This window comes from Rhizobium sp. AG207R (assembly GCF_027109195.1).
Taxonomy (GTDB): Bacteria; Pseudomonadota; Alphaproteobacteria; order Rhizobiales; family Rhizobiaceae; genus Rhizobium; species Rhizobium dioscoreae.
On sequence record NZ_JAEPVT010000007.1, the window covers coordinates 398,807 to 422,872 of the forward strand.

At 59.5% G+C, this 24,066-nt stretch carries 30 protein-coding genes; 18 read left to right on the forward strand and 12 right to left on the reverse strand.

Annotated features, from left to right (window positions below; genetic code table 11):
- Positions 1 to 322 precede the first annotated feature (322 nt).
- Both JJQ51_RS19250 and JJQ51_RS19255 read right to left on the reverse strand, forming a co-directional pair.
- Entirely contained in the window at positions 323 to 1,354 is a 1,032-nt protein-coding gene (locus JJQ51_RS19250; protein ID WP_113330226.1) for a sensor histidine kinase, read from the reverse strand.
- Positions 1,355 to 1,501: 147 nt separating this feature from the next.
- Positions 1,502 to 2,296: a response regulator gene (locus JJQ51_RS19255; RefSeq protein WP_069611680.1), complete on the reverse strand. Its 795-nt coding sequence runs from the start codon at positions 2,294 to 2,296 to the stop codon at positions 1,502 to 1,504.
- 261 nt (positions 2,297 to 2,557) lie between these two features.
- Between JJQ51_RS19255 and JJQ51_RS19260 the strand changes: the two genes are divergently transcribed.
- Positions 2,558 to 2,764, forward strand: a complete 207-nt coding sequence (locus JJQ51_RS19260; RefSeq protein ID WP_069611679.1) for a NepR family anti-sigma factor — start codon at positions 2,558 to 2,560, stop codon at positions 2,762 to 2,764.
- Between the two features lie 11 nt (positions 2,765 to 2,775).
- Positions 2,776 to 3,327, forward strand: coding sequence for an RNA polymerase sigma factor (locus tag JJQ51_RS19265; protein WP_004107036.1), 552 nt, complete (start codon positions 2,776 to 2,778; stop codon positions 3,325 to 3,327).
- Positions 3,328 to 3,473: 146 nt separating this feature from the next.
- Here the strand turns inward: JJQ51_RS19265 and JJQ51_RS19270 are convergent, their stop codons facing one another.
- From JJQ51_RS19270 to hemP, 7 genes are all read right to left on the reverse strand, one after another.
- A complete protein-coding gene (locus JJQ51_RS19270; RefSeq protein ID WP_113330224.1) occupies positions 3,474 to 3,878 on the reverse strand; it encodes a hypothetical protein in 405 nt (134 codons plus the stop codon).
- Between the two features lie 9 nt (positions 3,879 to 3,887).
- Positions 3,888 to 4,238: a glycine zipper domain-containing protein gene (locus JJQ51_RS19275; RefSeq protein WP_113330223.1), complete on the reverse strand. Its 351-nt coding sequence runs from the start codon at positions 4,236 to 4,238 to the stop codon at positions 3,888 to 3,890.
- Between the two features lie 156 nt (positions 4,239 to 4,394).
- Positions 4,395 to 5,186 (reverse strand): heme ABC transporter ATP-binding protein, encoded by a 792-nt coding sequence (locus JJQ51_RS19280; RefSeq protein ID WP_269245113.1) that lies wholly within the window; start codon positions 5,184 to 5,186, stop codon positions 4,395 to 4,397.
- Between the two features lie 7 nt (positions 5,187 to 5,193).
- Complete coding sequence (locus tag JJQ51_RS19285) at positions 5,194 to 6,267, reverse strand: FecCD family ABC transporter permease (RefSeq protein ID WP_269245136.1); 1,074 nt, start codon at positions 6,265 to 6,267, stop codon at positions 5,194 to 5,196.
- A 37-nt stretch (positions 6,268 to 6,304) separates the two neighbouring features.
- The gene (locus tag JJQ51_RS19290; protein ID WP_269245114.1) at positions 6,305 to 7,240 is read right to left on the reverse strand and encodes a heme/hemin ABC transporter substrate-binding protein; all 936 of its coding nucleotides are present in this window, start codon (positions 7,238 to 7,240) and stop codon (positions 6,305 to 6,307) included.
- Between the two features lie 8 nt (positions 7,241 to 7,248).
- Positions 7,249 to 8,304, reverse strand: coding sequence for a hemin-degrading factor (locus JJQ51_RS19295; RefSeq protein ID WP_113330220.1), 1,056 nt, complete (start codon positions 8,302 to 8,304; stop codon positions 7,249 to 7,251).
- Positions 8,305 to 8,313: 9 nt separating this feature from the next.
- Positions 8,314 to 8,487, reverse strand: a complete 174-nt coding sequence (gene hemP / locus JJQ51_RS19300; RefSeq protein ID WP_047629363.1) for a hemin uptake protein HemP — start codon at positions 8,485 to 8,487, stop codon at positions 8,314 to 8,316.
- Positions 8,488 to 8,679: 192 nt separating this feature from the next.
- Between hemP and JJQ51_RS19305 the strand changes: the two genes are divergently transcribed.
- The 5 genes from JJQ51_RS19305 (at position 8,680) to JJQ51_RS19325 (ending at position 11,595) form a co-directional block, all read left to right on the forward strand.
- A complete protein-coding gene (locus tag JJQ51_RS19305) occupies positions 8,680 to 9,135 on the forward strand; it encodes a hypothetical protein (protein ID WP_113352021.1) in 456 nt (151 codons plus the stop codon).
- A gap of 4 nt (positions 9,136 to 9,139) precedes the next feature.
- On the forward strand, positions 9,140 to 10,390 hold the full coding sequence (locus JJQ51_RS19310) for a cell envelope integrity protein TolA (RefSeq protein ID WP_113395445.1): 1,251 nt from the start codon (positions 9,140 to 9,142) through the stop codon (positions 10,388 to 10,390).
- 198 nt (positions 10,391 to 10,588) lie between these two features.
- Positions 10,589 to 10,987 (forward strand): DUF2325 domain-containing protein, encoded by a 399-nt coding sequence (locus JJQ51_RS19315; protein WP_113330217.1) that lies wholly within the window; start codon positions 10,589 to 10,591, stop codon positions 10,985 to 10,987.
- Positions 10,984 to 11,262, forward strand: coding sequence for a hypothetical protein (locus JJQ51_RS19320; protein WP_113330216.1), 279 nt, complete (start codon positions 10,984 to 10,986; stop codon positions 11,260 to 11,262). The genes JJQ51_RS19315 and JJQ51_RS19320 overlap by 4 nt, the downstream gene beginning before the upstream one ends.
- 18 nt (positions 11,263 to 11,280) lie before the next feature.
- On the forward strand, positions 11,281 to 11,595 hold the full coding sequence (locus JJQ51_RS19325) for an antibiotic biosynthesis monooxygenase family protein (protein ID WP_113395443.1): 315 nt from the start codon (positions 11,281 to 11,283) through the stop codon (positions 11,593 to 11,595).
- Between the two features lie 34 nt (positions 11,596 to 11,629).
- Here the strand turns inward: JJQ51_RS19325 and JJQ51_RS19330 are convergent, their stop codons facing one another.
- From JJQ51_RS19330 to JJQ51_RS19340, 3 genes are all read right to left on the reverse strand, one after another.
- A complete protein-coding gene (locus JJQ51_RS19330; RefSeq protein WP_269245115.1) occupies positions 11,630 to 12,007 on the reverse strand; it encodes a DUF423 domain-containing protein in 378 nt (125 codons plus the stop codon).
- Positions 12,008 to 12,014: 7 nt separating this feature from the next.
- Entirely contained in the window at positions 12,015 to 12,404 is a 390-nt protein-coding gene (locus JJQ51_RS19335) for a group II truncated hemoglobin (RefSeq protein WP_113330213.1), read from the reverse strand.
- Positions 12,405 to 12,493: 89 nt separating this feature from the next.
- On the reverse strand, positions 12,494 to 13,537 hold the full coding sequence (locus JJQ51_RS19340) for a substrate-binding domain-containing protein (protein ID WP_269245116.1): 1,044 nt from the start codon (positions 13,535 to 13,537) through the stop codon (positions 12,494 to 12,496).
- A gap of 135 nt (positions 13,538 to 13,672) precedes the next feature.
- Between JJQ51_RS19340 and JJQ51_RS19345 the strand changes: the two genes are divergently transcribed.
- The 11 genes from JJQ51_RS19345 (at position 13,673) to JJQ51_RS19395 (ending at position 24,043) form a co-directional block, all read left to right on the forward strand.
- Positions 13,673 to 14,716 carry a Gfo/Idh/MocA family protein gene (locus JJQ51_RS19345; protein WP_269245117.1) on the forward strand — a complete coding sequence of 348 codons (1,044 nt, stop codon included), beginning with the start codon at positions 13,673 to 13,675 and terminating at the stop codon, positions 14,714 to 14,716.
- Between the two features lie 4 nt (positions 14,717 to 14,720).
- Positions 14,721 to 15,614 (forward strand): sugar phosphate isomerase/epimerase family protein, encoded by an 894-nt coding sequence (locus JJQ51_RS19350; RefSeq protein ID WP_113351723.1) that lies wholly within the window; start codon positions 14,721 to 14,723, stop codon positions 15,612 to 15,614.
- 235 nt (positions 15,615 to 15,849) lie between these two features.
- On the forward strand, positions 15,850 to 17,118 hold the full coding sequence (locus JJQ51_RS19355) for an ABC transporter substrate-binding protein (RefSeq protein WP_269245118.1): 1,269 nt from the start codon (positions 15,850 to 15,852) through the stop codon (positions 17,116 to 17,118).
- A 71-nt stretch (positions 17,119 to 17,189) separates the two neighbouring features.
- On the forward strand, positions 17,190 to 18,095 hold the full coding sequence (locus tag JJQ51_RS19360) for a carbohydrate ABC transporter permease (protein WP_113330209.1): 906 nt from the start codon (positions 17,190 to 17,192) through the stop codon (positions 18,093 to 18,095).
- Position 18,096: 1 nt separating this feature from the next.
- Positions 18,097 to 18,972, forward strand: coding sequence for a carbohydrate ABC transporter permease (locus JJQ51_RS19365; protein ID WP_113330208.1), 876 nt, complete (start codon positions 18,097 to 18,099; stop codon positions 18,970 to 18,972).
- 91 nt (positions 18,973 to 19,063) lie between these two features.
- Complete coding sequence (locus JJQ51_RS19370) at positions 19,064 to 20,152, forward strand: ABC transporter ATP-binding protein (protein ID WP_269245119.1); 1,089 nt, start codon at positions 19,064 to 19,066, stop codon at positions 20,150 to 20,152.
- Positions 20,153 to 20,247: 95 nt separating this feature from the next.
- Positions 20,248 to 20,811 carry a TetR/AcrR family transcriptional regulator gene (locus JJQ51_RS19375; protein WP_113351726.1) on the forward strand — a complete coding sequence of 188 codons (564 nt, stop codon included), beginning with the start codon at positions 20,248 to 20,250 and terminating at the stop codon, positions 20,809 to 20,811.
- 19 nt (positions 20,812 to 20,830) lie between these two features.
- A complete protein-coding gene (locus JJQ51_RS19380; protein WP_113330205.1) occupies positions 20,831 to 21,172 on the forward strand; it encodes a DMT family transporter in 342 nt (113 codons plus the stop codon).
- 164 nt (positions 21,173 to 21,336) lie between these two features.
- Positions 21,337 to 22,122 (forward strand): ThuA domain-containing protein, encoded by a 786-nt coding sequence (locus JJQ51_RS19385; protein ID WP_113351727.1) that lies wholly within the window; start codon positions 21,337 to 21,339, stop codon positions 22,120 to 22,122.
- A gap of 8 nt (positions 22,123 to 22,130) precedes the next feature.
- Entirely contained in the window at positions 22,131 to 23,174 is a 1,044-nt protein-coding gene (locus JJQ51_RS19390) for a Gfo/Idh/MocA family protein (protein WP_113351728.1), read from the forward strand.
- Between the two features lie 41 nt (positions 23,175 to 23,215).
- Positions 23,216 to 24,043, forward strand: a complete 828-nt coding sequence (locus tag JJQ51_RS19395; RefSeq protein ID WP_113351729.1) for a class I SAM-dependent methyltransferase — start codon at positions 23,216 to 23,218, stop codon at positions 24,041 to 24,043.
- Positions 24,044 to 24,066: the final 23 nt, after the last annotated feature.

Below are 24,066 nucleotides of genomic sequence, written 5' to 3' on the forward strand. Positions count from 1 at the left end.
ATATGATTTAAATAGTTTTTCTTCTTTTCCGCACGCGGTTCGGAAAGATTTGAGGCACGACAATGACTGCGAGCGCCTGTCTGCAATTGGAGGGACGCCATGTCAGAGGCTGTGCTGAAATGTAAAAAGTTGATGAATTTTTTTGGATCTGGGTGGAACCAAGGCTTTGCAGCATCGTTATGTCGATGTCCTGATGATGATCGCATCTCCTGATGCACGCCCAATACGTCTCAGGACTCTACTCACGGTCCCCTCCCGATGAGTGCAAAGCAGCCAGTGCGCCGCCCTCGCACTGGCTGTTTTATTGTGCTCCCGCCGGCCGCTAGCGGCGTCTTAGGATTTCATATTCAGTTTCGGGAATGGTGAGCCGATAGCCGATGCTGCCGTCGTCAATGGCGAAGTCTGCGCGGCCATTCATGGACGTCGGCACGACGCGTTCAAGCACCGTGCGGCTGAAGCTATTGTCCTCGAATTCATGGTCAGCGGGCGCGTAGAAACGCTCAGACCAGGCGACCTCAATCGCCTTCTTGCCGTCGAGCTCGGCTTCCTTGCAATTCAACGTGATGCTGGTGGCGCCGGTCGAGATGGCGCCATGCGAGGCGGAATTGACGATGAGCTCGTGCAGAGCAAGCCCCAGATGCACGGCGGCATTGGGCGTCAGATGTGCGTTGATGCCGTAGATCGGCATGGGCACGCCTGCATCGGGCCAATAGGGGGCGAACTGCTTTTCCGCCAGTTCGAACAAATATGCACCGCGCCAGCTGGAATCCGTGATGAGATCCTGCGAATTCGACAGGGATTGCAGACGGCCGCGGAATTTGATGAGGAAATTGTCGACGGAAAGCGTGTGGCGGGCGGTCTGCGTGGCGATACCCTGAATGATGGCGAGCAGGTTCTTGGAGCGATGCGACAGTTCGCGCAGCAGCGACTTCAGCACTTTTTCGCGGTGGCGGCTCTCGGTGATTTCGGAAATGACAGACAGCACGCCTTGCGGCTTGCGCCCGCCGATGCGTTCCATTTTCAGCTCGTAGATCCGTGCGCCGTCGCCGCTGGCGATCTCAACCTCGGCGGTTGCTGGCTTGCCGCTTTCGAGCACGCCCCGTTTCAAACGCAAGAGGTGCTCGCCATCCTTTTCTCCAAAGAGATGCGAGTCATTGCCGCCCATGACGACAGACGACTGCAGATGGTCCGGCAGATTGTCGGCATAACGGATCGAAAGATTTACATCCTGGAACAGGATGGACACACTGGCGCTCGTAAGCGCCCGCTCCATCAGAGCGGCTTTGCCTTCCAAGCTCAAAGGCGCGCCGGGTAATGGTTCAGACGTATTCACCGGCTTGCCTTTCACACGCATTTCGAGAACCCCGCCGATAGGGCATTCTCACTCGTAACAACTTGAACCGACCTATAGAATCGCCGCGGATAACAGTCGGTAAACCGGCCGTTTCGAACCCAAACGCCCGGTTATGGTCTTTGTTCCGCCATGGGGTTTTCACTTGGATCAGGCGGCCACCTTTGTGGTTTCGTTAAAGAAGAGTGCCTGGCTGATGAGGGCCTTCACCATGTCTGGATTGAAAGGCTTAGTCACGAGGAAAGTCGGCTCCGGCCGCTCGCCGGTCAGCAGCCGCTCGGGGAAGGCGGTGATGAAGATGACCGGGATGCTGGCGGTCTTGAGGATGTCGTTGACTGCATCGATGCCCGAACTGCCGTCGGCGAGCTGGATGTCGGCAAGCACCATGCTCGGCTTCGTCGCATTATAAAGAGCGACGGCTTCGGCGTGGGTGCGGGCAATGCCGGTGACGCGGTGTCCGAGGCTCTCCACCATCTGCTCGATGTCCATTGCGATCAGCGGCTCATCCTCGATGATCATGATATCCGTTGCCACCTGGCGCGAGATTTCCTGGGAGGCGGTATCGAGCAGGTGCATGGCATCGCTTTCAGAGACATCGAGAATATCGGCGATCTCGCCGAGGCGGAAACTTTCGACAGATGCGAGCAGGAAAGCCTGACGCGCAAGTGGCGAGACCTTGGAAAGGTTTACGGATGCGCGCTGTTCCCAGGCGAAAGGTGAGGCCGGTTCAGGAATCTGAAGTGTCACGGAACCGAACAGCTTCGTGAACAGTTTATAGAGTGCGACGCGGTCGCTGTCGGTGTCCGGAAAGATGGATATGTCGGCGATGATGGCTTCCAAAACCGCAGCAACATAGGCGTCCCCCGACGTCTGTGTTCCGGTCAAAGCACGTGAATAACGCCGCAAATACGGAAGATGCGGCGCAATGCGTGTGGAAAGTGTCATCAATGGCTCCCGCCTTTATCAAATTCTAATTAAATACAGCCCAGAGGCCGCAATGACTAACAAACGTCAGTTGAGTAAAAAAGTTCCTCTTTGTCGGAACTTTTTTTAGGCAGTCGCATTACAATGCTTACAATCGGATGACCTCAACCTTTACGATTCGTTAGGCAACTGTTTTGAATGAGGTCAACCGCTCTCCCAAACGGGGAGGCAAGGGCGCGCCTTATCCATGAACGCGAGACAATTGAGAAGCGAGCAGGCCAAATGACCATCCAGAATCATGAGGACGCAGACAAGAAGGCATCGGACCTGCGTGCGATGGATATCCTCGACCCCAACAATCAGATCGGCAACCGGCTCCGTTCGTTCTATGCCGCCATGCAGGACGAAGCCATTCCTGATCGCTTCCTGGATCTTTTGGAGAAGCTCGATCAAGCCGAACGCTTGGCCTCCGCAAAGGTCTCCGAATAGGAGGTGGCGCCATGGAAACGCAAACGAGCTTCAAGCGCGAACTTCTCGCCGCCCTCCCGAGTCTCCGAGCCTTTGCCATTTCTCTGACCGGCCGCCACGATCGAGCCGACGATCTCGTTCAAGACACGATCATGAAGGCCTGGGCGAAGCAGGACCATTTCGAGATGGGCACCAATATGAAGGCCTGGCTCTTCACCATCCTGCGCAACGAACTCTACAGCCAGATGCGCAAGAGCGGCCGTGAAGTGCAGGACAGCGACGGCGTATTCACCGAATCGATGGCGACACATCCCTCGCAATATGGCGCCGTCGACCTGCAGGACTTCCGCAAGGCATTGGACCAGCTGCCGCCCGATCAGCGCGAAGCCATCATCCTGGTGGGCGCATCCGGATTTTCCTATGAGGAGGCGGCCGAGATTTGCGGCTGCGCAGTCGGCACCATCAAGAGCCGCGTCAACCGCGCGCGCCAGCGGCTGCAGGAATTGTTGGATATTTCCGGTGAGGCCGATTTCGGCCCGGACGCCACATCGGCGCCGCTGACTTCCAAGGCATTCGCCTTCTGACAAAAGCCCGGTCCTCTGAACTGACCCCTGAAGGTTGTGTCCAACTTTCGGGGGTCAGTTCACTCCGACCGGGCTTTTCATTTAACAATCCGTGCAGCTTCTCTTTTTTCAGTCGCGGCGCTTCCGTGCGTGACGCGCCCGGCGGCTCAATCGTCTTCGTCGCTCGATGAAAACAGGTTGCCGAGGAGGAGGGCAGCAGCAACGGCGGCGGTCATCAGCGGCTGCTTGCGTACGAGGCCGACGACAGCGGCTGCCATCGATTCCATTGCCAGTCGGCGTTCGCGGACTCTGCGCTGTTCCTGCTTGTCGATGATTGCCATGATGACGAGCACGATCAGGCCAAGCAAGAGCGCGCCTGCCGCTATCAGCAGCGCCGAAACCGCAGCACCGTAGATCGTCGCAAGCCAGATGGCAGCCGCGATCAGGGCGAAGGCATAGGCCGTCAGCAGCAGGAGGACGGCAATGGCAATGAAAATACCGTTGCGCTTGGTCCGCGCAACGGTACGGTTGAACGTGCCTGACAGAAGTAGGCCGAGGATCGGAGCGATCATCCCGCCACCCTAGCGGCGAGACAAAAGCAGGGCGACGGCAAGGCCGAAGGCGGCAGCCGCGCCGATGGTGGCGACGGGATGCTGGCGTACGGTTCTGCGCACTTCACGCGAGCCCCTTGCATAGCCGCGCTGCAAATCGTGCAGCAATTCTTCACCGCGGACCGCGAGATCATCAAGTCCCGACTCGGCATTTGCGCGCCATTTCTTGCTTTGCTTTGCGCCATTCTCGCCGATCAGCTTGGCAAAGGCCGCAACTTCTTCGCGCAGCGAGTCGATCTGTTCTTCGATGGTTGCTTCGACATCATGCAGGCTGCTGCCATTGCGCTTGCCGCGCGTCGAATGGAGGAAGGATGTGGCCATGTTCAGCTCCCTTTCGCTTAGGGCGCCCCTGGAGGCACCTGTTTTCGTGATGATCGGAATTTTCCGACACACCAGAACATTCTACGCTCGGAACATCGATTCCGACCGCGTCATCTCAACGCGCGGATGCAACAAAAAGTTCCGGATGTGCGGGCGTCAGTCGGCCAGTGCGCTGTGGGCGAGAACGAAGGGAGCACCGTCGGAGGGAACGCGGTTGACGCGCAGGTTGCAACCGAAGACTTGCTGCAGGTGCTGGTCCGTCAACACGTTCTTGATCGATCCCGTGGCCTGCAGCCGACCGTTCTTGAGCAGGACCATCCGGTCGGCAAAAAGCGCGGTCAGGTTGAGATCGTGCATGACGGCGATGACGCCGCCGCCACGCCGGCAGAATTGCCGTGCAAGCGTCATGATGGTGAGCTGATGGCTGATGTCGAGGCTGGAAACAGGTTCGTCGAGCAGCAGCCAGCAAGGCTTGCCGTCAATGACGGGCTCGGAAATCTGGCAGAGCACGCGCGCGAGCTGGACACGCTGCTGTTCGCCGCCGGAAAGCTCCTGGTAGAAGCGGCCTTCGAAGCCGCCGAGATCGACGGCAGCAAGCGCCTCCATCGCGATACGATCGGCTTGCTCCGGATGGCTATTGCGGCCGCTGGTCAGGCCCATGCGCACGATCTCGCGGACGGTGAAGGGGAAGGATATCGAGCTTGCTTGGGGCAGGACGCCGCGCATTTCAGCAAGCTGCCATGGCTCCAGGGCCTTGATTTCAACACCGTTCATATGGATGCCGCCGCTATAGGCGAGCTCGCCTGAGATGGCTTTCATCGTCGTGGTTTTGCCGGAGCCGTTCGGCCCGCAAATGGCGGTCAGCGTGCCGGCCTCGGCCGTGAAGGATATATCCTGCACGACCGGTTTGCCGGCAAGCCGGATGCTCAGATTGGAAACATCGATCATCCCGAACTCACAGGTTGAGACGCGAGCGCTGCCTGAGCAGCATCCACAGGAAGAAGGGACCGCCAACGCCAGCCGTCAGAATGCCGATCGGTAGCTCGGCCGGAGAAACGATGGTGCGGGCGACCACATCGGCAGCGACCAGCAACGAGCCGCCCAGCAGTGCCGAGGCCGGCAGCAGGAAACGATGGTCAGGGCCGATGACCATGCGCAGGATATGCGGGACGACGATGCCGACGAAGCCTATACCGCCGCTGACGGCGACGGAGGCGCCGACCGCCGCAGCAACGCTGACGATGGCGATACTCTTCAGCCGCTGCACCGATATCCCCATGTGGAAAGCGGCCGCCTCGCCGAGCGTCAGCGCGTTCAGCCCGCGCGCCATGAAGGGAAGGGGCAGAAGCGAAAGGACGATGATCGGGCCGGCACCTGCGACCTTGCTCCAGGTCGAACCCGCCAGCGATCCCATGCTCCAGAAGGTCAGGTCGCGCAATTGCCGGTCGTCGGCCATGTAGATGAGGATTCCCGTTGCCGCCAGCGCCAGCGAACCGAGCGCGATGCCGGCCAGCAGCATGGTCGCGATGGAGGTCTGCCCGTACCGGGTTGCGACTTTATAAAGCAATATCGTCGTTGCCAGACCGCTGATGAAGGCGGCGATGGGAAGAGCGAAGACGCCGAGGATATGCGCAACCGGGGCAAGCACGCCGCCGCCGAGGACGATCATGGCAACCGCACCGAGGCTGGAACCGGCAGATACGCCGATCAGGCCGGGATCGGCCAGCGGATTGCGGAAAAGGCCCTGCATGACAGCACCCGAAACCGCCAGCCCGCCGCCGATCAGGAAGCCGAGGACCGCGCGGGGCAGGCGGATCTCGAAAATGACGATGCGGTCGCGGATGCTAAGCGTGCTTTCCGTGCTGCCGGTCAGTATGCCCTTTACGACATCGATGACCGAAGCATTCGATGCGCCTGTCGTGATCGAAAACAGAAAGGCGGCTGCCGAAACCACTAAGAGGCTGGCGATAACGAAGATCGCAAGCGTGCTGCGATCCCCCTCGCGTCGGCGTGCCGTGGTTTGCGACATCTGCTTCAGCCCGGCCATGGCATCGTTGAATGCCACGTCAGCCTCCGTAGATCGCCGCGTTCAGCTCGCGAATGGCGCTGGCCGTGCGTGGTCCGAAGCCGAGGAGGTGCAGGCCATCCATGCGCACGATCGCCTTGTGGCTCGCGGCCGGCGTCAGCGAAATGGCCGGCTGCTTCAGGAGGTCTTCGTTCGACATCGACAGCGGCCCTTCGCGATCCATGATCAGGATGACGTCCGGCTTGGCTTCGATGATGGCTTCATCCGTCACCGATTTGTAGCCGGAGAAGCCGCTGATCGCGTTGGTTGCGCCGGTAAGCTTGATGATGCCGTCGGCAGCCGTATTGGTGCCCGAGGCCATGATCTTGCCGTTCTGGTTGCTGAGCACGAAAAGGACGCGCTTACGCTCGGCCTCTGGGCGCTTGGCTGATTCATTGATGGCCGCATCGAGATCGGCGGCGACCTTGGCTTCCAGGGCCTTGGCTTTGTCTGGCACGCCAAGCAGCGCACCGACGACTTCGATCTTCTTCAGAATGCCGTCGCGATCGTAGTGTTGCGGCACGGTCTCGAAGGGCAGGCTGGCATTGCGCAACACGGCCAGTGCTTCCGGCGGGCCGGAGCCTTCGACGGCAATGATGGCGGTCGGATTGACGGCCAGAATGCCTTCCGGCGACAGCGCGCGCATATAGCCGACATCGGGGAGCTTGGTCGCTTCCTTCGGATAAAGGCTGGTGGAATCGCGGGCGATGAGCCGCTTTTCCTCGCCGAGCGCATAGACGATCTCTGTCACATCGCCGCCGATGGCGACGAGGCGCGAGGTATCCGGCGTCTTGGCCGTTTCGGTGGCGTGCGCATGGCGCACGAAACTGCCAAGGCCCGCGATCGGGTTGGCCGGCACGAGCGGTAGGGCCATTACCATCACGGTCAGGGCGACTTCCCACGGCCTGATGCGCTTGAAGTTCTTGAACATCGTCATGACCATCCTCATGCGGCAACGTTGGTACCGGCCCTTGTCAGGCTTTCGATGATGGCGCGCCAATCAGGGCGCTCATCGAAGCCTTCTTTCCGCTTGCCGAAGAACTGGATAATCATCTCGCCCCTGGCGTTATAGGCTTCGAGCGAGGTGACATGGCCATCCTTGGTCGGCTTGCGCACGACCCATGCCTCGGCGATGTGATCCAGCCGCAGGTGCAGATGGAAGGTCGGGTCCATGACATTGATCCAGGGACCCATGGCCTGCACGTTGTAGATCGGGCCGGAGTGGATCTGCACCGTTCCTTCATTGGCGACGAAGCACATGATCGGGAGGCCCTCGCGCACGCAGGCATGCATCATTTCCGCGACGGCACCCGCATCCAGCTTCCACGCATAATCGTCGCCGACGGTGCGGATCGCATCCTGGCGGCCGATTTTCAGCTTCTTCAGCATGCCGAAGAATTCGTGCGTATCGGTCATGCGGCTCCAATGGTCGCGCAGCTCGTCGCGGCTGACGTCGCCATCGGTTGCGCCATTGTCATAGCCGGAACGGTCTTCGATAAATTCCTGTGACTGGTCTTCGATGCGCAGCTCGGCGACCATGGCGTGATAGGCCTCCACATTCGATTCTGGGCGCAGATGCACCTTGTGGACGGCATCGCCGGCCTTGTCGAAGAACTGCAGGCTGAGCCTCTTCTGATCGCCATCGGTCTTGGTGACGGCAAAGCCATGAACCCAGCGCTTCGGAAAGATGCGCAGGTCGATGTTCTCGCCAAGCACGATCGCCGCCTGCGCGCCGAATTTCATGTTCTCATAGACGCCGATTTTCTCATGCACGGCGCTTTCGTTGCGCGACAGCGCCATGATTTCGCCGAGCGAGGCGATCCGCTCCAGGAAGCGATCGACGCTGGCATCGATGCGGATGGCCGAAATGCCGACCTCGGCGGCCACGAGCGCCGCTTCGGAAATCTCGAGGCGGGCAGCGATGTCGCGCTCGCGCATCTTCGGGTTCTCGGCGCGAAAAGCGCGAATTTCGGCAGGGGTCGGGCGAGTCGTCTTATTCATCTGTCATGCCTATTTGTTGAGTATCAGCTTGCCTTGGCGCGTAATCTTCATGCGGTAGATGACGCCCTCGTGCTTGATCATGATTTCGGTCTGGCCCCGGAAAATATCCGTGCTCTCGACAATTCTTACCTGCGGTGCGGCCGTGCACTGCACCGGCGGCGTAGGGGTCTTCTCAGCAATCATCCTGTTTAGTTTTGCCTGAAAATTCATCGGGGGCCGAACCGTCGTGCGGCCAAATTTATCTTGACTCTCATACTCATGGTTTCATAAAGACGCAATAGGAGACTGCTAAAGTCAAGTTTAAAAATTTCGACGCTACACGCTAGGGCCGTTGGCCGAGCGGACACGCGTCAAACATATTCAGGAGAGATGTCGATGCTGACGAAAACCATCTTGGCGCTCGCTGCTGCGGGTGTGTTCGCCGCGGCATCTTCCGCTCCTGCTTTCGCCCAGGATGCGACAGCGGCGGCGCCTGCTCCAACGGCGTCCCATAAGCTTAATGTCGAGTTGAATGCGCTGGCTCCTTCGCAGAAGGGATGCATGATGACCTTTGTTGCCGAAAACGACATGGCAACCCCGATCAACAAGATCTCCTTCGAACTGGCTTTCTTCAACGACAAAAATGCCGTCGACCGGGTTACCGTGCTTGATTTCCGCGACCTGCCGCTCGGCAAGAAGCGAGTGCGGCAATTCGACATGCCGGGCGTCAAGTGCGAAACGGTCTCCCGCATCATCATCAATGACACGCCGGTCTGTGATGGTCCGGCGGCCGGCGAATGCAAGGCCGCTCTAATCACGCGCTCGCAGACATCTGTTCCTTTCGAAGGCTGAAGCCATGGCGATGCGCTCGGCGAAAGTTTCCATCGCACGCCGCGCGGATGGCGGCATGAATGACAACTATCCGAGCGTGCTGCCCGGCCATGAATTGGCGGGCCTCGAGGGCGTGCCGCGACCGCCGGCTGCCGAAGCCGTGGCGCATTACAGCCGTTTCACGCAGATCAGTTCCTATCCGGAGCATCCGAGCGAGGCTGCCCCGGTTGAGATGGCGGAGCATCTGCCGATGGACGCGCTGCCTGAGAGGGCGCGAGAAACAGTTGCCGGGCGCAAGACGTCGCTGGTCTTCTCCGGCGTGGGATCCTGCCTGTTTCATGCCGTTATCGTTGTCGTGCTGCTTTTTACCTTCGTCGCCACCCCCGAGGACGCGCAGGAAGAGGCGGGCGATACCGTCAGCGTCATCATGATCGGCAATTCCGATGCCGATAAGATGGCTACGGGCGAGGAAAACCCGCAGACGGAGCCGGAGCAAGTGACCGCCGAGGCCGTGCAGCCGCAGATGGTGCAGCCGACTGAAATGGCGCCGGAACAGACGCAGCCGCTGCAGCCTGACGTCGTCCAGCCGCAGACAGAGGAAACGCAACAGGCGCAAGCAGCCGAGCCCGTTGAGCCCGTGGAGCAGGTCCAGCCTATGGCAGTCGCACCCGAGCAGCCGCAGATTTTGGCGACGCAGGTACCGGCCGAGACGACGGTCATCCAGCCCGCCGAACCGGTGCAGCCTGTTGATAGCCAGGTTGCCAAAGCTCAGCCGACAGAGCCTCCGCCCGAGATTGTAACGCCGGTGGAGAAGCCGAAGCCAGTTGAACGGCCGAAGGAAATGAAGAAGCCTGTCGCAAAGGTCGCGAAGGTGAAGTCGGGATCTCGCGGTGAGAGCGAGCAGGATTCCAAGCGAGGGTCCGCCGATGGCACCGAGGCAGCGCAATCCGATAACAATTCACAGGCAAATGCTCGTCGGACCGGTGCGGGTAGTGCAGCTGTCGCCAATTATCCTGGTAAGGTGCAATCGCGCATCCGGCGAGCTGTGCGCCTCTCATCCAAGTACGAGCCCGGTATTACTGTGCGTGTCCGCCTCACGATTGGTTCGAGCGGTGACCTGACCTCCCTGTCAATCGCGCGGAGCTCGGGCTTCCCGGAGTTGGACGAAGCAGTTACCAGCGGTATCCGCCGGGCGGCACCGTTCCCGCCGTTGCCTTCGGAATGGGGCAAGCCGAGTTGGTCTTTCACGCAAGAAGTGCAAGTGACGGGACGATAGGTCCGAGGCCCGTCCGTTAGGTGTAACCAGATGCCGTTTACCGGTTCTGGAAGGGGCAAATGCCGGACATCCGCCGAGTGCCTTAAAATATGATAAAAATCATCAACTTTATACTTTACTCTAAAACTCATGTTTATTAAGGTCGCCTCACGCTTGGTGGAATCGAGCGTGGAAGAGCAACCAGCAAACGGGTGATGTATGGCGCGTAAGGGGAAGAGGGATTCTGGCCGTGAGAGCCGTGAGACGCAGACAACGGCGCAGGTTTCCGGGAAATCCACTCTCGATGGCCGCAGCTTCCTCTATGTGGGCGGCCGTGATTGCCAGGTGGCGCATCTTCGCCAGATCGCCAGCAATTTCGGTGCCGAACTGATCCACCATGATGGCGGCCTGCGCGAGGCGGTCTCGCGTATCGATACCGTGCTGCCGTCGGTCGACTGTGTGTTCTGCCCGATCGATTGCATCAGCCATGATGCCTGCCTGCGGGTGAAGACGGGCTGTAAGAAGTTTGGCAAGGCCTTCATTCCCTTGCGCAACGGCAGCAAATCCAGCCTCGAGCGGGCGTTGCAGACCATGAAAGAACGAGACGCATCAAGATGATCGATAACGGCCCTGACGGGTTTATGCTGATCGGCCTCCATAAGCTGGCCGCACAGAACGGCGATGGGTTGGTGCCCGAACTTTATGAATTGCTGATGCGCCGCGCCGAGGAACAACGGCGGGCCGCCAATGTCGCGACATTTCCAGCCTGGAGGACGCGGCAGCCGGGAGAGGCGCCGGAGCAGCCGCTCCATGAAGCAAGCCGCGATGGCGCAAATGTCGTTGCCTTTGCGCCTGCCGTAGATAAGACTGTTGCCCATCGCAAGAAGGTCTGATTGTCGAACGAGGTTGCCATGTACATCGCCATGAACCGCTTCAAGGTCGTCATCGGTTTGGAGGGCGAATTCGAAGAGGTCTGGAGAGGCCGCGATTCTCGCCTATCGGAAGTGCCTGGTTTTCTCGAGTTCCGTCTCCTGCGCGGGAAATCGAGCTTGGAGGAGGGCTATACGCTATTTTCCTCGCACACGACCTGGCATAGCGAAGAAGCTTTCATCAACTGGACGAAATCCGAGCATTTTCGGATGGCGCACCGCAATGCGGCCGATAACAAGCGCCTCTATTGGGGGCCGCCGCAATTCGAAGGCTTCGCTGTCGTTCCGGGGATTTGAGACAGCGTCACCTACCTCGGTAAAATAGCTTCTTTCAGGCCTTGGTCGCACCGGTTCTGAAGAAAGCGCCAAGCGCTATCGCCGCCCAGCCGGCGATCATGCCCATTCCGCCCGTCGGAGCGGCCATCGGAAACAGCGAGCTGCCGCCGAAATGCCTGTTGATGAGATCACCGGCGAAGATCAGTGTTCCCAATCCCAGCAGGACAGCCGCGATCGGTGCGGTGCGGATACGGTCATAACCGGCATAAAGCGCCAGGAGGGCAGGGGCGTGGGCAAGGCTCATGGTGGAGGCCGCGCCGAGGAAATGCGTGTCGCCGCCATGAGTCGCTGCTGCGGCCAGCGCCACACCGCCGCCCCCGAGGATGCCGGCGATAAACAGGGTAGTCGGACGGATTATGGCGCCGATGCTCATGGTTTCCTCATTGCCTGTTCTGCATGTGAAAAGCCAAGCGCTCGATCGGCTCCCAGATGATCGCCCGCAGCTTTTCATTCTCGATGGTTTCATCCATGGCTCGGCGGAAGCATAGCAGCCATTCATCGCGCTCCTTCGGGCCGATGGCGGCAACGAAGTGGCGACTGCGCAGGCGAGGATGCCCGCGCTTCTCGATATAGAGCTGCGGCCCGCCGAGATAGCCGGTCAGATATTCGTAGAATTTCTCTTGCGAGCCTTCGAGGCTCGGCGGATGCACGGCACGGCAATTGGCGGCCTCCGGCAGCGTATCCATCAGTTCGTAAAACCGTGACGTCAGCGCCCGCACCGCGCGGTCACCGCCGATCGCTTCGTAAAGTGTGATGGTTTCTTCGCTCAAGCCCAGGCCCCTGTTTGCGATGTCCTAGATGGCAACTCAGAGACGCTGCCGCAACTGTGGAAGCGGTCGGTGCGGCGTTTCGGCGCTGGTTATTTTACTGTTGTCAGCTGGAACGCGTCGCTTTCGCCGGGAATGAGTTCGAGCGGCCACACCGTCTGGCGTGCCTTCCCGGGGTATTCCTGACTATAGGCGGGCATGCTGGAAAGCAGGATTTCCGCCAACTCGACGCCAAGATCGTGCACCGAGGTGCGAAAGCAGGTCAGCGCCGGCTGCAGGAATTTGGCGCGGGGCGCCTCGCGGAAGCTGACGACGGCAATGTCGCGGCCCGGAACGATGCCGGCTTCCATGAGGCGACGATAGAGGCCGATCGCCATCAATTCGTAGATCAGGATCACTGCGGTCGGCCTGTCTTGCAGCTTCAGCAGTTCGTCGCCGACTTGGTAACCGCCCTGTTCGCTCGATTTGGCGCGAAGGACCAGTGCAGGGTCATAAGCGATGCCGTGCCGCTCCAGCGCCCGGCGATAGCCTTCCACGAAGACGAAGCCGAGATTGATATCGCTTGCCGGCGCGCTGATGGCGATGCGGCGATGTCCGTGTGCGACGAGCCGGTCGACGGCGGCATTGGCGACGCCGGCAAAATCGAGGTCGGCCCAAGCATGCTGTGCGCCGGAAAGACTGCGGCCGAGCGCTGCAAACGGGATCTTTGCCTTGGCGAGCAGATCGAAGCGCTTGTCGACACGCTGCGTCTCCGAGATGATCATCGCATCGGCAATACGCCGCGCAACCATACGTTTCAGATATTCATAAGGGTCTTCGTCATGCGGACAGGGGAGCATGATCAAATCGAGGTTATGCCGCGAGAAGACGCTCTGCAGCCCGCCCGTCACGGTCAGAAAGAAATTGTCGCTGTTTTCAACGGTTTCCCGGCTAGACTGGATCATCAGGCCGATGACGTTGGTGGTGCCCTGCCGCAGGCTGCGTCCGGATTGGTTGGCGACATAGCCGAGCTGCTCGGCAGCGGCGAGTACGCGCTTGCGGGTTTCCTCGTTGACATCGCGCTTGCCGTTCAATGCGCGTGATACTGTGCCGATCGAAATATCGAGATGCTCGGCAAGCTGACGAATTCCCTTCATCGGCCGCAGTTTTCCTCCATGCGCCATTTTCCAGAGTCCTCCTCTATTGACACAGGAAAATCTTTTCGCATAGTATCGTAAACGTTTACGGAGCGCGTGTCATGAGGGGTAATGCACGGCCCGCAGGAGGACATCGTGAAATTTAATGCCATTTTGTGCGGGTGCGGAGCTATGTCCAAGGGCTGGCTCAGGGCTATCACCTCGACGCCGGAGCTTGCCGAATCCATTCAGATTGTCGGTCTGGTCGATCTCAATCGGGTAACCGCCGAAAGCCTTGCGAAAGAATTCTCTCTCGACGGTGCCGTCATCGGCTCCGATCTCGCCGAGGTCATTGCTGCGACCAAGGCGGATCTGGTCTTTGATATCGTTATTCCGGCTGCGCGTTTCGGCGTGGTTTCGACAGCGTTGAAGGCCGGCTGCCATGTGTTGAGCGAAAAGCCGATGGCGACGTCGCTCGCCGAGGGTGCAGCGCTGATCGATCTCGCCGCCAAAGCTGGCAAGGTCCATGCCATCATCCAGAACCGCCGCTTCATCTCCGGCATCCGTCGCATGCGACGCTTTGTGGAGGAGGGGGCGATCGGCGCGCTGACTGGCGTTCATTGCGATTTCTTCCTGGGTCCGCATTTCGGCGGTTTCCGCGAGGAAATGGACAATGTACTGCTGCTCGATATGGCGATCCATACCTTCGATGCCGCCCGCTTCGTCTCAGGTAAGGTGCCGCTCTCAGTCTATTGCATCGAAAAGAATCCGGTGGGCTCCTGGTACAAACATGGCGCCTCGGCGCATGCGCTCTTCGATTTTTCCGATGATGTCGTCTTCAGCTATCGCGGTTCCTGGTGCGCCGAGGGCCGGCGTACGAGCTGGGAGAGCCAATGGCGGCTCACCGGCAGCGAGGGCATGCTGACCTGGGACGGCGAAGAGAATTTCGAGGCCGCTGTCGCCGGCAACGAGCCTGGTTTGCTGCATGGCTTTACGCCGGTCGAGGTTCCCGGACCGAAGCATGAGGAGGAGACGCATGGCCATGCCAGCGTTATCGCCTCCTTCATCGAAGCGATCAAAACGGGCAAGCCGCCGGAAACGGCGAGCTCTGACAACATTCGCAGCCTCGCCATGGTCTTAGGCGCGATCGAGAGCGCCAAGACTGGCTGCCGCGTCGACATTTCAGCACAAGGACAATGACATCATGACAAATCCGGCAAAGGCCATCCGCATCGGCACGATGATCAGGGCGACGAACGAGGATGCCGCCCAGAACATCGCCAAGATCGCTGATCTCGGCTTCGAGAGCTTCGAGCCCTTCTTCTGGCAGACGACCAACGGCCAGAACCTTGCTGATCTCGGCAAGCGCTGCCGCGAGGCCATCGGCGACCGCGACATCACGATTTCGACTCTCGGCATGTTCGGCAATCCGCTCGAAGAGCGCGAGATGGACCTGCAGACTCTCCAGGGCTGGAAGGATTGCATCGACAATGCCCATCATTTTGGCGCGACCTGCGTTGCCGGCTTCACCGGCCGCATCCGCAATCAGCCGCTCACCGACAGCCTGCCGCGCTATAAGCAGGTCTGGAGCGAGCTTGCCAAGCGTGCCGCCGACAAGGGCATCAAGATCGCTTTCGAGAATTGCGCCATGGACGGCAACTGGGCGACCGGCGATTGGAACATCGCGCATAATCCGGATGCTTGGGAACTGATGTTCAACGAGACTCCGGACGACAATCTCGGCCTGGAATGGGAGCCTTGCCATCAGATGGTCTATCTGATCGAGCCGCTGCCGCAGATCCGCAAATGGGCGAAAAAGATTTTCCACGTCCATGGCAAGGACGCGACGATCCGTTGGGATGTCATCAAGGAACACGGCATCTTCGGCAAGGAGAAGTTCGTCTTCATGCGCACGCCGGGCTTTGGTGACAGCAACTGGACCGACATTATTTCCGAGCTTCGCTTGGCCGGCTGGTCCGGCTCCATCGATATCGAGGGCTGGCATGACCCGGTTTATCGCGATGCGCTCGAAATGACTGGCCAGGTTCACGGCCTGAACTATCTCAAGAGAAGCCGGGGTGGTGATTTCGTCGAGTAAAGCGCGCATTTGCGAATCTGCATCGATTTAGGAGGCGAGTTGTGCGTTAATGAAGTGCCCGGAGCGTCTGATGTTTCGGGCAAGACGGGTACCCAAACGGAGGAACTGCGAGCGTCCGCTCCTTGTCCCATGTGACAGGCGGGCGCTTGGTGCAGATAAGAGGAAAACGCCGATGGCAGCGCGGGCCATGTCATCGGACAGATACCGTCACGGTTCGCATGGTGGAGGAGAATATATGAATATTTTTTCGAAGCTGGCGATCACAGCCGGCATGTCGCTTCTGTTGGCTGCCGGTGTAGCGCAAGCCCAGAGCAAGACATTTAACGTCTGGTGGTTCGAACTGCCGGACACTTCGCAGGCCAAGGCATGGACCAAGGCGCTCGAAGAGCTGAAAGCCAAGCATCCCGACGTCACGATCAATTTCGAACAGAAGACATTCGAGCAATTGCAGAAGGCTGGCAGCCTCATCCTCAATTCGGATCAGGCGCCGGATGTGCTTGAATACAACAAGGGTAATGCCACCGCAGGTCTCGTTGCCTCGCAGGGGCTGCTGACGCCGCTCGACGATCAATTCAAATCGCGCGGCTGGGACAAGATCCTCAATGAAACCAATAGCCAGCTCAGCAAATACGATGGCAACGGCATCTACGGTTCCGGTCCGATTATTGGCATCCCCGTCTATGGCGAATTCGTTTCGGTTTTCTACAATATCGACATGTTCCAGGCCAACGGCGTGAAAGTGCCGACCACGCTGGACGAGTTCGACGCAGCGCTGGACACTTTCAAGAAGAAGGGCATTACGCCGCTTGCCTATGGTACGGTGGATTCCAACGCACAGCATCTCGTCTATACGCTTGCTCTGACGCAGGCCGACGACACCTGGGTCAAGAACTATCAGGGGCTCAAGGCACCGCTCGATACCAAACCCTTCCTGTTTGCTGCTCAGAAGATCGCCGACTGGGTGAGCAAGGGTTACATTTCGAAGGATTCGACCGGCCTCAAGGGTACCGGCGGCGCCGACAATCTCTTCTCGTCCGGCACAGCTCCGATGTTTGTCAGCGGCACCTGGAACAACGGCAATTTCGCGAGCTCGATCAAGACCTTCAAGTGGAGCCAGTTCATCTTCCCGACTCCGAAGTACAGCGTGGGTTCGACTGGTAACCTGTTCATGGTGCCGAAGAGCGCCAAGAACAAGGATCTTTCCTACGAGTTCATCGATCTCGTCCTGAGCAAGGAAAACCAGAACATGCAGGCCAATCTCGGTGGCGTTGCCATCGCTGCCGATCCGGCCTCGGTTACCGATGAGGTCGGCAAGCGCAACGTCGAGCTCTTCAACCAGATCTCCAGCAAGGGCGGCCTCGGCTTCTACCCGGACTGGCCGGTGCCCGGCTATTACGAACTGCTCATCCAGGCCACGACCGGCCTGGTCAACGGTTCGACCACGCCTGATCAGTTCGTGGCGCGCCTGAAGAAGGCCTATGACGACGTGCAGGCAGCACAGTAACACCATCGGCGACAATCACAACGGCAAGACGGCTTTCATGCCGCCTTGCCGTATCGGACTGGAGGATTTCGATGGATAAGTCGAAGAGCGCCGGCAGGGCGGGGTACTATCTCTATATGATCCCCGGCGTGCTGGGGTTTGTTCTTATCGTGCTTGTTCCGCTGATTGCCAATTTCGCGATCAGCTTCACCACGTGGAAGGGCGGCGTCATCCCGCCGCGTTATGTCGGTCTGGAAAACTATGCCAGGCTGCTTCAGGATACCGCTTTCTGGGGCTCTATCCAGCATACGCTTCTGTTCATCATCTCGATGACGATCGTGCCCATCCTTTTGGGGCTGCTGCTGGCGGCAGTGCTGTTCGATTATATCAGCGCGCAATTCGGCGAGACATGGTCGAGCTTCTTTCGGGCAGGCTTCTACCTGCCGCAGATCCTGCCGCTCACCGCTGCCGGCGTGTTGTGGGCCTGGATTCTCAACCCCATCGGCATCATCAATGCCGTGCTGAAGGCGATGGGCCTCGATTTCATGGCGAAGAACTGGCTGGGGGATGCAAGCTATGCGCTCTGGGCGGTTTCGGCCGTCATCGTCTGGGTCCAGGTGGGCTATTGCCTTGTCGTGTTCATGTCCGGATTGGCGCGTGTCGATCCTTCGCTCTACGAGGCCGCCGAGCTCGACAATGCGAGCTGGTTCGCGCGTTTCCGCGCCATCACCATTCCGATGCTGATGCCTGAAATTTTCGTCGTCGCGCTGACGACGCTGATTGCAGCCCTCAAGGTCTTCGCGCCGATCTATGTTCTGACGTCAGGCGGACCGGACAATGCGACGACGGTTCCATCCTATCTGTCATATTACCATTTCTTTACGACGAACCGCGTCGGATACGCGGCAGCCATCGCGACGTTGCAGACGGTCATGACCATCATACTCGGCATCGTTTTCCTGCGTATGCAGTCGAAGCAGGCCGAAGGAGGGCATTGAGATGGCAACGGCATCCTCGATTTCCACGCATGTCGCTTCGGCGGAACATCGCGTAAGAAGGGGCTTCGGCCGGTGGGTCGTTCTGGGTATCCTGCTGGTTTTCCTGGCGGGCACCCTCTTTCCGTTCTTTCTTGCGGCAGTCAACGCCATCAAGACGCCCTCCGACTATGCCGCCAATGGTCCGCTTGCACTTCCGCACAGCTTCGATCTGACGGCGCTCAAGAACTTCTGGGCGACCGTCGATTTCCCCCGGAAGCTCTTCAACAGCGTTCTCATCAGCGGATGCACCGCCATTCTGGCCGTCGTCCTCAGTCTGCTGAATGCCTATGCCATCGGCATAGGGCGCGTACGAGGCGGGCAAGGGGTTCTCGTCCTGCTGCTGATTTCAATCATGGCGCCGCAGGAGGCATTGGTCTATCCGCTCTACTATATGTCAAAGCAGGTCGGACTGTTCGACTCGATGCTCTCGGTTATCCTGATCATCGGTGTGCTGCACACCGCATTCGGGACCTATCTTCTGTCTTCGGTGCTGGCGACCTTCCCGCGGGAGATCATCGAGGCGGCGCAGATCGACAATGCCAGCCGCTGGCAGATCCTCTGGATGGTGATCGTGCCGGTGCTCAGGCCGACGCTTGCAGTGCTTGCGACCTTCTTCTTCATCTGGACTTGGAACGAGTTTCTGATCCCGCTGGTATTCCTCGTTTCCAATAACAACCAGACGGTCTCCGTCGCCATGGGCGTGCTGTCGGGCGCCAATACGCAGGACCCGACGGCAATTGCCGCGGCTTCACTGCTCGGCATAACTCCTACGATCATCTTCTTCCTGATTTTCCAGCGGACCCTGACGCGCGGTGTCGCGGTAGGTGCCGTCAAATAACCAATGCGGAAGCCCCGTTCGGCGACAGCCGCCGGGCGGGCGCGATGAATGGCAAGCTCGATGAATTCGATTTTTCCGCAGGAGGCGTAAAGTGGCAGGTATCAATATCAAATCCCTCACCAAGCATTTCGGTGCCGTGCAGGTTCTGAACGACATCGATCTGACGATCGAGCGCGGCGAGTTCGTCGTCTTCCTCGGCGGTTCGGGCTGCGGCAAGTCGACCTTGCTGCGCATGATCGCTGGTCTGGAGACGATCACCAGCGGCGAAATCTGGATCGGCGGAAAGCGGGTCGACCAACTGCCGCCCGGCGAGCGCGGCGTATCGATGGTCTTTCAGTCCTACGCGCTCTATCCGCACATGACGGTTCGCGAGAACATGTCCTTCGGCTTAAAAAATATCAAAACGCCCAAGCACGAGATTGCAAGGCGCATTGAAGAGGCTGCGAAGATCCTGGAAATGCCGCATCTATTGGATCGCAAACCCTCGGCACTCTCCGGCGGTCAGCGCCAGCGCGTCGCGATCGGCCGCGCCATCGTGCGCGAGCCTGACGTCTTCCTTTTCGACGAGCCGCTTTCCAACCTCGATGCCGGCCTACGCACACGTACGCGCGTGGAACTGGCGCAGCTGCATGAGCGGTTGGGCGCGACGATGGTGTTTGTGACGCACGACCAGGTGGAAGCGATGACCCTCGCCGACCGCATCGTGTTGCTCAACAACAAGAAGATCGAGCAGGTGGCAACCCCCGTCGAGATCTACACGCGCCCGGCGACGCGCTATGTCGCCCAGTTCGTCGGCTCGCCCGGCATGAACTTTATCAACATAGCCGGCCTGGATGAAGCGGGCGGGCTGGCAACGGCGACCTTGCCGGATGGCTCGGTCATCAAAACCGCTATCGCGCTTAACGGCCTTGCGAATTCCGGGCTGACGCTCGGAATCCGCCCGGAGCATCTGGTCGTGACGACGGCAGAGAAGGGTGATATCGGCGGCCAGGTCGAGACTGTGGAGCGCCTGGGCGACCGTTCGCTCGTTCATGTCCGGCTCAAGGATGGATCGAAGATCATCGGCACGGATCCCGGCATGACGACGATTACGACCGGCTCGCCGATCGCCTTCGCTGTGGAGGCAACCAAGGTCAGCATCTTCGACGAGAAGGATGCGGCACATCATTCCGTAAACTGAGGAGGAAACAACACGAGATCATCCACAAGCAATTAGGCCTAGACACTGCCGATTAGAGCGTTGACGAAACCGTCCAACTGGTATGTTATGTCGCCATGTCCACCGCCCACCATAGAAAGAAGCAGCCCTTGTTCGTCCGCCAGCAGTTGCTGGAGGTGGCGGCGCGGCTTGCTTCCGAAAAGGGGATGACGGCGGTGACGCTGGATGCCGTTTCCGGCGCTTCCGGTGTCAGCAAGGGCGGCTTGCTGCATCACTTCCCCAGCAAGAACATGCTTCTGGAAGCACTGTTCGACAGCCTGCTGGAACGGCTGGACGCTGCGATTGAGGAGGCGATGCGCGCCGATCCGCTGCCGCACGGCCGCTTTACCCGCGGTTACCTGCATGCCTGTCTGGCGCTGCGCGATCAGCCGCAGGGCACCAAGGATTGGGCACAGGTGACGATGGTGCTGCTCACCGAGCCGCAATTGCGGCAGCGGTGGCATCAGTGGGTGCGCGAGCGCAGCGAGGAATATGTCGGCACGGACTCCTCGGTGGACGCGGCAATCGTCAGATTGGCGGCCGACGGGATCTGGCTTGCCGACCTGCTCGGCAGCCACGACATGGACGAGAGTGCCCGTCAAAGGCTAATCGACCGGCTGATCGAGCTCACTCAGCTCTAGCCCTATCGGAGATAATGGAATGGCGAACGCATCGGTCTATGCAATGCTGCTGGTCGCGATCGTGCTTGAAGTGATCGGCACGACGGCATTGCAGATGTCGCAGCAGTTTACGCGCCTCGGCCCGACGGTCGTTCTCGTGGTCTGCTACGCGGCAGCGTTCTATTGCCTTTCGGTAACGTTGCGGGTCATCCCGGTGGGCATCGCCTACGCCATCTGGAGCGCGCTTGGCATCGTGCTGATTTCGATGGTGGGCGTGGTGCTTTTCCGGCAGAAACTCGATCTCGCCGCGATCATCGGTCTCGCATTGATCATCGTCGGCGTGCTCGTCGTGAACCTCTTTTCAAAATCCGTGTCGCACTGAAAACAGAGGTGTTGTTCATGGTTGTTTTTGGCTTTGTCAAATCGCTTTGAACGCATTATGTCTTGCGCTGGATAGGCTGATGGAGGCTTGAAATACGGCGCTTTTCCAAAGCGCTTTGGATCGCATAACCTATTCAATCCTAATGGTATTAGAGGAGTACCGTAATGACTATTCGTGCCGTCGTTTGGGGCGAGAACATTCATGAGCAAACAAGCAAGGTCGTCGCCGAGATCTATCCGGAAGGCATGCATAACACCATCGCCAAGGCGCTGAATGCCGATGCAGGCATCGAGGCTACCACTGCAACGTTGCAGGAGCCGGAGCATGGTCTCAGCGAAGCCCGCCTGAAAGACACCGACGTCCTTCTGTGGTGGGGGCACAAGGACCACGGCGCCGTCAAGGACGAAATCGTCGAGCGCGTGGCAAAGCGTGTGTGGGAAGGCATGGGCCTCATCGTGCTGCATTCGGGCCATTTCTCCAAGGTCTTCAAGCGCCTGATGGGTACGCCCTGCGCGCTGAAGTGGCGCGAAGCCGGTGAGCGTGAGCGCCTCTGGGTCATCAATCCCCGCCACCCGATCGCAGCTGGCCTCGGTGAGCATTTCGAGCTGGAGAATGAGGAAATGTACGGCGAGCAGTTCTCCGTTCCGGAGCCCCTGGAAACTGTGTTCATCTCCTGGTTCCAGGGCGGCGAAGTCTTCCGCTCGGGCATGACCTGGCGCCGCGGCGCCGGCAACATCTTCTATTTCCGTCCCGGTCACGAGACCTATCCGACCTATCATAACGGTACGGTTCAGAAGGTTCTGATCAATTCCGTGAAATGGGCCTATAACCCGCTCGGCACCCAGGCCAGCATCCATGATGCGCCAAATGTGCCGGTCGAAAAGGCACTGGAGCCGATCGTCGAACGCGGCCCGAAACTGCACCAGGCCGGCGAAGCCGGTTATCGCTGAGGTATCAGATGCGTCTCATAGTAGTTGGCACGGGCGGCATGGCGAAGAACCATGTGGAGCATTTCGCCCGCATTCCTGGCGTCGAAATCGTCGGCGCCGTCGATACGGATGCGACGAGGCTCACCGCCTTCTGCGATACGTTCGATATCAAGAAGCGCTTTTTGTCTTTGGACGAGGCGCTGGCCTGGGGTGAGTTTGATTCGGTGACCAACGTCACGCCGGACAAGGCTCATAATCCGACGACGCTTCCGCTGCTTGCCGCGGGCAAGCACGTTCTCTGCGAGAAGCCGCTCGCGGAGAATTATGAAAAAGCGCTCGAGATGACGGAAGCCGCCGAAAGGGCTGGGGTCGTCAACATGGTCAACCTGACCTATCGCAATGTCGCGCAGCTGCAGAAGGCGCGCGAGATGGTGATCTCGGGCGAGATCGGCACGGTCAAGCATGTGGAGGCGTCCTACCTGCAGAGCTGGCTCGTCTCCAAGGCCTGGGGCGACTGGCGCAGCGAGTCCAAGTGGCTATGGCGTCTGTCGACCGGGCATGGTTCGAACGGCGTTCTCGGCGATATCGGCATCCATATCCTCGACTTCGCCGCCTATGGCGCCGCGACCGATATCGATCACGTCTTCGCGCGCCTGAAGACCTTTGCCAAGGCACCTGGCGAACGTATCGGCGAATATACGCTCGACGCGAACGACAGTTTCTCGATGTCGGTCGATTTCGCCAACGGTGCTCTCGGCGTCGTGCACGCGAGCCGCTGGGCAACGGGCCATCTGAACGAGCTGAAGCTGCGCATCTATGGCGAGCGCGGCGGCCTCGAAGTATCCCACAGCCCGAACGGCTCGGAATTGCGCGGCTGCCTTGGCGATGATACGGAAACGGCGACGTGGCGTGTCCTCGAAGTACCGCCGGTGCCGACCAACTATCAGCGCTTTGCCGAGGCTGTCATGACCGGCAGTAGCCAGGACCCAAGCTTCCGCCACGCGGCCAACTTGCAGCGCGTGCTGGATCTTGCCATGGTGACTGAAGTCGAACGGCGCGAACTGAAGGTCTAATCCTTGAGACCATCTTCAGGCAAAGCCTTGGGAGTGCATGCATGTCTACCGAGGAAAAAGTTGCCAGCCACTATACGCATGGATCGCTGGAAACGGCGATCCTGCAAACGCTTGCCGCCGATGGCGCGGATATCGAAAACCTGCGCATCCGCGACCTGGCTGGTGTCGATGAATTCCATTTGGGGCGACATGCCGCAACGGTGGATTTCGCACGGGATCTCGATCTTTCCGCCGGCTTACGGGTTGCCGATATCGGATCGGGGCTCGGCGGGCCGGCCCGCCATTTTGCCGACTCCTACGGATGCCTCGTATCGGGCGTCGATCTTACCGAGGAATTCGTTCAAGTCGCCAATTCGCTCACGGCTCGCTGCGGCCTGACGGAGCAAGTCTCCTTTCAGCAGGGGAGCGCTTTGGCGTTGCCCCTCGAGAGCGGCGGCTTCGATCGGGCGACGCTCATTCATGTCGGCATGAACATCGAGGACAAGGCGAGACTGTTTTCCGAAATTCGGCGCATTCTCAAGCCGGGCGGCAGTTTCGGTCTCTATGAAATCATGCAGATGCGGGAGGGAGCGCTGCCCTATCCGATGCCCTGGGCGATGGAGCCGGAGACGAGTTTCGTCTGTTCTCCCGACACCTATCGAAATCTGCTCGACGAAGCCGGCTTCGTGGTGGAGCTGGAACAGGATCGCAGCGCTCTCGCGATCCGGCTGGCTCACGAAGCGCGCGCCAGGGCCGCTGCGGGCGAGCTGCGAGACCAGGGGGTCCGGACGCTGATGGGACCGCGGGCAGGGGAGCGAATCGGCAACGTCAACATGTCGGTTGAAGGCGGCCTGCTCGCGCCGATCGAGATGATCGCCAGAGCGATATGATGGACGCGACCGCTTTTGCTGCA

Bases quoted from the DNA above. Each gene is read 5' to 3' on its own strand.
- JJQ51_RS19250 (WP_113330226.1), bottom strand. From the start codon at position 1,354: ATGCGTGTGAAAGGCAAGCCGGTGAATACGTCTGAACCATTACCCGGC.
- JJQ51_RS19255 (WP_069611680.1), bottom strand. From the start codon at position 2,296: ATGACACTTTCCACACGCATTGCGCCGCATCTTCCGTATTTGCGGCGT.
- JJQ51_RS19260 (WP_069611679.1), top strand. From the start codon at position 2,558: ATGACCATCCAGAATCATGAGGACGCAGACAAGAAGGCATCGGACCTG.
- JJQ51_RS19265 (WP_004107036.1), top strand. From the start codon at position 2,776: ATGGAAACGCAAACGAGCTTCAAGCGCGAACTTCTCGCCGCCCTCCCG.
- JJQ51_RS19270 (WP_113330224.1), bottom strand. From the start codon at position 3,878: ATGATCGCTCCGATCCTCGGCCTACTTCTGTCAGGCACGTTCAACCGT.
- JJQ51_RS19275 (WP_113330223.1), bottom strand. From the start codon at position 4,238: ATGGCCACATCCTTCCTCCATTCGACGCGCGGCAAGCGCAATGGCAGC.
- JJQ51_RS19280 (WP_269245113.1), bottom strand. From the start codon at position 5,186: ATGATCGATGTTTCCAATCTGAGCATCCGGCTTGCCGGCAAACCGGTC.
- JJQ51_RS19285 (WP_269245136.1), bottom strand. From the start codon at position 6,267: ATGTCGCAAACCACGGCACGCCGACGCGAGGGGGATCGCAGCACGCTT.
- JJQ51_RS19290 (WP_269245114.1), bottom strand. From the start codon at position 7,240: ATGACGATGTTCAAGAACTTCAAGCGCATCAGGCCGTGGGAAGTCGCC.
- JJQ51_RS19295 (WP_113330220.1), bottom strand. From the start codon at position 8,304: ATGAATAAGACGACTCGCCCGACCCCTGCCGAAATTCGCGCTTTTCGC.
- hemP (WP_047629363.1), bottom strand. From the start codon at position 8,487: ATGATTGCTGAGAAGACCCCTACGCCGCCGGTGCAGTGCACGGCCGCA.
- JJQ51_RS19305 (WP_113352021.1), top strand. From the start codon at position 8,680: ATGCTGACGAAAACCATCTTGGCGCTCGCTGCTGCGGGTGTGTTCGCC.
- JJQ51_RS19310 (WP_113395445.1), top strand. From the start codon at position 9,140: ATGGCGATGCGCTCGGCGAAAGTTTCCATCGCACGCCGCGCGGATGGC.
- JJQ51_RS19315 (WP_113330217.1), top strand. From the start codon at position 10,589: ATGGCGCGTAAGGGGAAGAGGGATTCTGGCCGTGAGAGCCGTGAGACG.
- JJQ51_RS19320 (WP_113330216.1), top strand. From the start codon at position 10,984: ATGATCGATAACGGCCCTGACGGGTTTATGCTGATCGGCCTCCATAAG.
- JJQ51_RS19325 (WP_113395443.1), top strand. From the start codon at position 11,281: ATGTACATCGCCATGAACCGCTTCAAGGTCGTCATCGGTTTGGAGGGC.
- JJQ51_RS19330 (WP_269245115.1), bottom strand. From the start codon at position 12,007: ATGAGCATCGGCGCCATAATCCGTCCGACTACCCTGTTTATCGCCGGC.
- JJQ51_RS19340 (WP_269245116.1), bottom strand. From the start codon at position 13,537: ATGAAGGGAATTCGTCAGCTTGCCGAGCATCTCGATATTTCGATCGGC.
- JJQ51_RS19350 (WP_113351723.1), top strand. From the start codon at position 14,721: ATGACAAATCCGGCAAAGGCCATCCGCATCGGCACGATGATCAGGGCG.
- JJQ51_RS19355 (WP_269245118.1), top strand. From the start codon at position 15,850: ATGAATATTTTTTCGAAGCTGGCGATCACAGCCGGCATGTCGCTTCTG.
- JJQ51_RS19360 (WP_113330209.1), top strand. From the start codon at position 17,190: ATGGATAAGTCGAAGAGCGCCGGCAGGGCGGGGTACTATCTCTATATG.
- JJQ51_RS19365 (WP_113330208.1), top strand. From the start codon at position 18,097: ATGGCAACGGCATCCTCGATTTCCACGCATGTCGCTTCGGCGGAACAT.
- JJQ51_RS19375 (WP_113351726.1), top strand. From the start codon at position 20,248: ATGTCCACCGCCCACCATAGAAAGAAGCAGCCCTTGTTCGTCCGCCAG.
- JJQ51_RS19380 (WP_113330205.1), top strand. From the start codon at position 20,831: ATGGCGAACGCATCGGTCTATGCAATGCTGCTGGTCGCGATCGTGCTT.
- JJQ51_RS19385 (WP_113351727.1), top strand. From the start codon at position 21,337: ATGACTATTCGTGCCGTCGTTTGGGGCGAGAACATTCATGAGCAAACA.
- JJQ51_RS19390 (WP_113351728.1), top strand. From the start codon at position 22,131: ATGCGTCTCATAGTAGTTGGCACGGGCGGCATGGCGAAGAACCATGTG.
- JJQ51_RS19395 (WP_113351729.1), top strand. From the start codon at position 23,216: ATGTCTACCGAGGAAAAAGTTGCCAGCCACTATACGCATGGATCGCTG.